Raw genomic sequence first — 6,208 nt, 5'->3', positions numbered from 1 at the left:
TCGCTACATCGCCTGTTTGTCAATCTGTTATTTTTCTGTTCTCATGCGAATCATTCTGTTCTTCTCTCATAGTTTGCCATTTTGCTGTCATTTTATTCTTTTTCACATAAAGTTACCGCTTGCAACAAACAATAAACGAAATTATGTATGCGAGGTGTTTTTGATGTTTACCGTTCGTCGGTTCGCTCTGTGGTCTGTTCTGGTCGTTCTCATCACGACTTCTGTACTCGGCGTATTCTTTCCGCATACGCTCCGCGAGGTGACGGCGACCGCCCGCGATGCGCTCGGCATGACAGAAGCAGTCTATCCGTATTACTTCATATATGAAGAAAAAAGCGGCCATCATCTGATGACGGTCTCTATCGTGGTGACGACGGGCGATGAGCTGATATCCGAGGATAACAAGCTGTATCGCGTCGTGAAAGTGGACGAGAACAAGGCATACGCCCGCTATGTGCAAGACTTCGTTCTGCCCAGTCTGTCCCCATGATATGCCGTAATGATAGCACGCTTTTCTTTGATTTTCGTTTTATTTCCTGTTTTTAGTACGACAAGGTCAAGTTGCCTGCCTGACGCTCATCAAGGTATTCGTCATATGTCATGCGGCGATCGTAGATGCCTTCGGGTGTGATCTCGATGATGCGGTTGGCGATCGTCTGTACGAACTCATGGTCATGCGACACAAAGAGCATCGTACCGCCGAAGTCCTTGAGGCCGTTATTGAGTGCGGTGATGGATTCGAGGTCGAGATGGTTCGTCGGTTCATCGAAGATAAGTACGTTCGCGCCCGAGAGCATCATTTTGGCGAGCATGCAGCGTACACGTTCACCACCCGAGAGGACTTTGGCAGCCTTCAAGGATTCTTCACCCGAGAAGAGCATACGGCCGAGGAAGCCGCGGACGAACGTTTCGTCGGGGTCGGGCGAGAATTGACGGAGCCAGTCGACGAGCGAAAGCTCGATGTTGTCGAAATACTGGTGGTTGTCGCGCGGGAAGTATGCCTGCGACGTGGTGATGCCCCACTGATACGAGCCTGCTTCCGGCTCTACTTGACCCATGATGATGTCAAAGAGGGCACTTTTAGCAAGGCCGTGCGGGCCGACGAAGGCGATCTTGTCACCTTTTTCGACGCGGAAGCTGACGTTGTTGAGGAGCTTTTCGCCTGCTACGGTATGCGAGATGCCTTCTACCGTAAGGAGCTGGTCGCCTGCTTCGCGGTCGGGTTTGAACGCGATGTACGGATATTTTCTCGACGACGGGCGAATGTCTTCGAGCGTCAATTTTTCGAGCAATTTTTTACGCGAGGTCGCCTGTTTCGATTTCGATGCGTTCGCGCTGAATCGCTGAATGAATGTCTGAAGCTCTTTGCGTTTTTCTTCTACCTTGCGGTTGGCTTCACGTGCCATTTTGAGTGCAAGTTCGCTCGATGCGAGCCAGAAGTCATAGTTGCCGACGTACATCTGTACTTTGCCGAAGTCGATGTCGGCGATATGGGTACATACTTGGTTGAGGAAGTGACGGTCATGCGATACGACGATGACCGTATTCGGAAAGTCCGCAAGGAAGTTTTCGAGCCAGCGGATGGCATAGATGTCGAGATGGTTGGTCGGCTCGTCGAGGAGCAGGATATCGGGATTACCGAAGAGGACCTGCGCGAGAAGGACACGGACTTTTTCGTTGCCCGTGAGGTCTTTCATCACTTTATAATGGAGGTCTTCCGAAACGCCGAGGCCTTGGAGAAGCTTCGCCGCATCAGAGTCGGCTTCCCATCCGTTGAGCTCCGCGAATTCTGCTTCAAGCTCTGCCGCACGCATACCGTCTTCGTCAGAGAAGTCGGGTTTCATGTAGATCTCTTCTTTTTCTTTCATGATGCAATAAAGACGCTCATGACCCATGATAACGGTTTCGAGTGCCGTAAATTCGTCGTATGCGCCGTGATCCTGTTTGAGGACGGCAAGGCGTTCGCCCGGTGTGATGTCGACAGAGCCTGCACTCGGTTCGATCTCGCCTGCGAGAATTTTAAGGAGGGTCGATTTTCCTGCGCCGTTGGCACCGATGAGGCCGTAGCAGTTGCCCGGCGTAAATTTCAAAGTAACATCTTCAAATAATGCGCGTTTACCGTAGCGCAATGTCAATCCGTTCGTTGTGATCAATGTCTGTTCCGCCTTTCTTTATTCAAGCGCGGCATCGAGTGCCTGCGCAACTGTTTCTACTCCGATAAGTTTGATTTTTTCTTTCCGTTCCAAGCCCTTGAGGTTGCTCCTCGGAAGGATCATCGTATGGAATCCCATCCGTGCGGCTTCGCGGATGCGCACCTCTGCCCCTGCGACGGCGCGCACCTCGCCTGCCAGACCGACTTCGCCGATGACGACGGTGCCTGCGCTGACGGAGCGGTTACGGTAGCTCGATGCGAGCGCGATCGCCGCGGCAAGGTCTACGGCAGGTTCATCTACTTTGATACCGCCCGCGACTTTGACGAATACGTCCGAGTTACCGATGCGAAGTCCGACTCGTTTTTCGAGCACCGCCAATAAAAGCTGTATCCGCTTGATGTCGATATTGTCCGATGTACGGCGCGGCGGCATGAACTGCGATTCGCTCACGAGCGACTGTACTTCGACGAGGACAGGGCGCGTGCCTTCCATCGACGCCGTTACGACGCTGCCCGGCATATCGTCGGGACGCTCCGACAAAAAGAGCTTCGACGCATCGGGCACATCGACAAGACCGCGGCTGTTCATCTCAAAGAGGCCTATCTCGTTCGTTGAGCCGAAACGGTTCTTCACCGCCCGCAGGACGCGGTACTGTGCATTGCGGTCGCCTTCAAAATAAAGCACCGTATCGACGATATGCTCAAGCGCACGCGGCCCTGCGAGCGAGCCGTCTTTGAGCACGTGGCCGACTAAGATAACGGCGATAGAGTTCGCCTTGGCGATCCTGAGGAGCTGTACGGCACATTCGCGTACTTGGCTGATACTGCCGGGCGCACTTTCGATATCGGGACGAAATACCGTCTGGATCGAGTCGATGACGAGAAGGCGCGGCTGAAGCTTCATCGTCTGCGCTTCGATCGTATCGAGGTTCGTTTCACTTAATATATAGAGATCGTATGCTAGCGCACCCAATCGTTCGGCGCGCATCTTGACCTGTCTGGCACTTTCTTCGCCCGTGACGTAGAGAATGGTGCCTTCTGTTTTGGCAAGGTCGGCGCACACCTTGATCGTCATGCTCGACTTGCCCACACCGGGGTCGCCGACGACGAGCGTCAAGGATCCTGCGAGAAGTCCGCCGCCCAATACACGGTCAAGCTCACCCGAGCCTGTTCCCATACGCGGAGATTCTTCCGTTTCTACCTCGCGTATCTTCATCGGCGCGCTGCCTTCCGACAAGCCCAGACTAAGACCACCGCTTGATCTCGCCATATCTTTGACGATGACTTCTTCTACCATGCTGTTCCAAGCACCGCAGGCAGAGCATCTGCCTACCCACTTGGGCGATTCGTTTCCACATTCCTGGCAAAAATATGCCGTCTTTTTCTTCGCCATCGGGGACCTCCTTTCACCGCTTATCGACTACTGTTCAAAAGAGGATAAAGCATCTCTCTTAATAGCTCTACCCGTGCGGCAGGCTCGGCATGCTCATACGCATATCTTGCCACCGCCATCACCATCGTGCCCTCACGCATCGTGATCTCACCGCGCTTGGCAAGCGTCTGCACATACGATGCCAGCTCTTCGCGCGTCATCTCCTCATCGATATGGCGTATGACCTGCGGAAGAAGCCGTTCTTCCACCGCACGTGTGATGGAGATGAACCCACCGCTTCCGCGGCGCGATTCGACTTGGAATCCGCGCGCATTCGTAAAGCGCGTACCAAGCACATACGTGATCTGCGACGGCGCACACGCGATCTCCTCTGCGATCTCGTTGCGTTTTAAAACAACGCGCGTCGGATCTTCTTCGTTCGCCATGCGATATAAGATATATTTTTCTATCAAATCGGCAATATTGCTCATCGTATCACCTACCGTTTTCGACTTTTTGACTAATACAATTATTCTATTATAGGCGAGAATCGCCATTATCGCAAGTCCTCTGCCTAAAAAAAGAACGTCGGAAGCATGATTTCTTCCGACGTCAGTTTTATTTTTTTATCGTATCCTTGCTCGGGCAAGACGAGCATCCACAGCCGCAATCACCTTTATTACAGTCGCAGACACTACCCGTAAATATTTTTTTGAATCCCTTATAACAGCCGAACGCGACGACTGCAAGGATACCGATCGTTACAATGGTGGACATAGATCAGCCTTCTTTCTTATTCAAAGCCGAGAAGTTTGCCGCCCTGGTAGACAACAAGTGCTACGACCCATGCAACAGCGAACGTGTAAGCCGCTACCTGGAGCACGCCTTTAGCCGAACCGAGCTCTTTGTAGAGCGTACCGAGAGCCGTCATGCAAGGCGTGTAGAGAAGCGAGAATACCATGAACGTGTAGGCAGAGAGGTTCGTGAATACTGCCTGAAGCGGCATGCCCATCTGCTGAGCTGCTTCTTCCGCTTCTTCAGCGATCTCGCCAACTTCATAGAGAACACCCATCGTTGCCACAACGACTTCTTTTGCTGCGATACCCGTGATAAGAGCCGCACCTGCTTCCCATGTAGCGAAACCATGGAACGTGAAGAGCGGCGCGATAAGACCGCCGAGGAACGCGAGGAAGCTTTCGTTCATATCGACCATACCGTCAAAGCTGAACGAGCTGAGGAACCAGATGAGTACCGACATTGCGAAAATGACTGTACCGGCTTTATAGAGATAGCCTTTACCTTTTTCCCACGTTTCAAGGAGAACGGAAAGCATGGTCGGGAAACGATACGGCGGAAGTTCCAAAAGGAACGAGCCTTCATCGTCTTTGTTGAGCGTACGTTTGAAGATCGATGCCATAACAAGTGCTACTACGATACCGAGTACATAGAGCGACATAACGACATCAGCCGCACAATCAGGGAAGAATACTGCCGCAAAGAGTGCGTATACGGGAAGTTTTGCACCGCAGGAGATGAACGGCAATACGAACATCGTGATCTTGCGGTCTTTTTCCGTATCCATCGCACGCGATGCCATGATAGCAGGCACGCTGCAGCCGAAGCCCATAACGAGCGGCATGATGCTCTTACCCGTAAGACCGACACGATTCATCAATGCATCAAGCGTAAACGCAACACGCGCCATGTAGCCCGTGCCGTCGAGAATACTGAGGAAGAAGAACAAGCAGAAGATAAGCGGTACGAAGCTGAGGACACCGCCGACACCGCCGATGATACCGTCAACGACGAGCGAGAATACCCAGTCTTCTACGCCTGCCGACTCAAGGCTTGCTACGACAGAATCGGTAAACGGTCCTTCGATGAACTCGGCGAGTGCATCGGCAGCGACCTGACCGACCCATTCAAACGTCAGCTTGAACACAAGATAAACAAGACCCAAGAAGATCGGGATCGCAAGGACAGGATGCGTTACGATCGCATCGAGCTTATCCTGCCAGCTCGGAGCCGCTTCTTTCTTTTCTTTCGTAACAGCTGCTTTTAAGATCTCATTGATCAATACATAGCGAAGATCCGCTACTGCTTCTTCGACAGCGGCACCGCCTTTTGCGCGAAGTTCTTTGACCTCTGCGATATGTTTTTCGATACGGTCACTCAGACGACATTCGGCAAGTGCCGAGCCTGTTACGGCATCAACGAGTGCGTGCATCGCATTTTTTTCTTTGGCTACTGCGGCAACGACAGGCATACCGATGATCTTCTCGATCTTTTTCGTATCGATATGGATACCGTTCGCATCTGCTTCGTCCATCATGTTGAGTGTCAAGATCGTCGGGATCTTGTACTCGAGAAGCTGAAGCGTGAGGAACAAGTTGCGTTCAAGATTCGACGCATCGAGCACATTGACGATAACACTCGGCGGCTCGCTCAATAAGTAGTCAACAACGACCTTCTCCTCTGCACTTCTTGCATTCAAACTATATGTACCGGGAAGGTCGATGATCTCTACCTTGTGACCGCCATGTTCGAATGTACCTACTTTTTTATCGACCGTAACACCCGGCCAGTTGCCAACCTTCTGACGAGCACCCGTCAAACGGTTGAATATCGTCGTTTTGCCGACATTCGGATTGCCTGCCAGCGCAACGGATAATACTTCTTTCATT

Annotated in this window: 6 protein-coding genes; 1 reads left to right on the top strand and 5 read right to left on the bottom strand. The window is 52.2% G+C overall.

Going from position 1 to position 6,208, the window contains the following annotated elements; translation table 11 throughout:
• Positions 1–163: 163 nt before the first annotated feature.
• On the top strand, positions 164–490 hold the full coding sequence (locus tag IJN28_09015; GenBank protein MBQ6713906.1) for a stage II sporulation protein P: 327 nt from the start codon (positions 164–166) through the stop codon (positions 488–490).
• 52 nt (positions 491–542) lie between these two features.
• Here IJN28_09015 and IJN28_09010 read toward each other — a convergent pair whose 3' ends face one another.
• The 5 genes from IJN28_09010 to feoB form a co-directional block, all read right to left on the bottom strand.
• Positions 543–2,153 (bottom strand): ATP-binding cassette domain-containing protein, encoded by a 1,611-nt coding sequence (locus IJN28_09010; GenBank protein MBQ6713905.1) that lies wholly within the window; start codon positions 2,151–2,153, stop codon positions 543–545.
• An 18-nt stretch (positions 2,154–2,171) separates the two neighbouring features.
• Positions 2,172–3,545: a DNA repair protein RadA gene (gene radA / locus IJN28_09005; protein MBQ6713904.1), complete on the bottom strand. Its 1,374-nt coding sequence runs from the start codon at positions 3,543–3,545 to the stop codon at positions 2,172–2,174.
• Between the two features lie 20 nt (positions 3,546–3,565).
• Positions 3,566–4,015, bottom strand: coding sequence for a CtsR family transcriptional regulator (locus IJN28_09000; GenBank protein MBQ6713903.1), 450 nt, complete (start codon positions 4,013–4,015; stop codon positions 3,566–3,568).
• A gap of 127 nt (positions 4,016–4,142) precedes the next feature.
• Positions 4,143–4,301, bottom strand: coding sequence for a hypothetical protein (locus IJN28_08995; protein ID MBQ6713902.1), 159 nt, complete (start codon positions 4,299–4,301; stop codon positions 4,143–4,145).
• A 16-nt stretch (positions 4,302–4,317) separates the two neighbouring features.
• The gene (gene feoB / locus IJN28_08990; GenBank protein ID MBQ6713901.1) at positions 4,318–6,207 is read right to left on the bottom strand and encodes a ferrous iron transport protein B; all 1,890 of its coding nucleotides are present in this window, start codon (positions 6,205–6,207) and stop codon (positions 4,318–4,320) included.
• Position 6,208 lies beyond the last annotated feature (1 nt).

It is taken from the genome of Selenomonadales bacterium, from assembly GCA_017442105.1.
Taxonomy (GTDB): Bacteria; Bacillota; Negativicutes; order RGIG982; family RGIG982; genus RGIG982.
The sequence above is the reverse complement of the archived record's forward strand: the minus strand, read 5'-3'. Positions and strand labels throughout refer to the sequence as shown.

Coding starts and splice junctions, on each gene's coding strand:
- IJN28_08995 (MBQ6713902.1), bottom strand. CDS start 4,301: ATGTCCACCATTGTAACGATCGGTATCCTTGCAGTCGTCGCGTTCGGC.
- radA (MBQ6713904.1), bottom strand. CDS start 3,545: ATGGCGAAGAAAAAGACGGCATATTTTTGCCAGGAATGTGGAAACGAA.
- feoB (MBQ6713901.1), bottom strand. CDS start 6,207: ATGAAAGAAGTATTATCCGTTGCGCTGGCAGGCAATCCGAATGTCGGC.
- IJN28_09015 (MBQ6713906.1), top strand. CDS start 164: ATGTTTACCGTTCGTCGGTTCGCTCTGTGGTCTGTTCTGGTCGTTCTC.
- IJN28_09000 (MBQ6713903.1), bottom strand. CDS start 4,015: ATGAGCAATATTGCCGATTTGATAGAAAAATATATCTTATATCGCATG.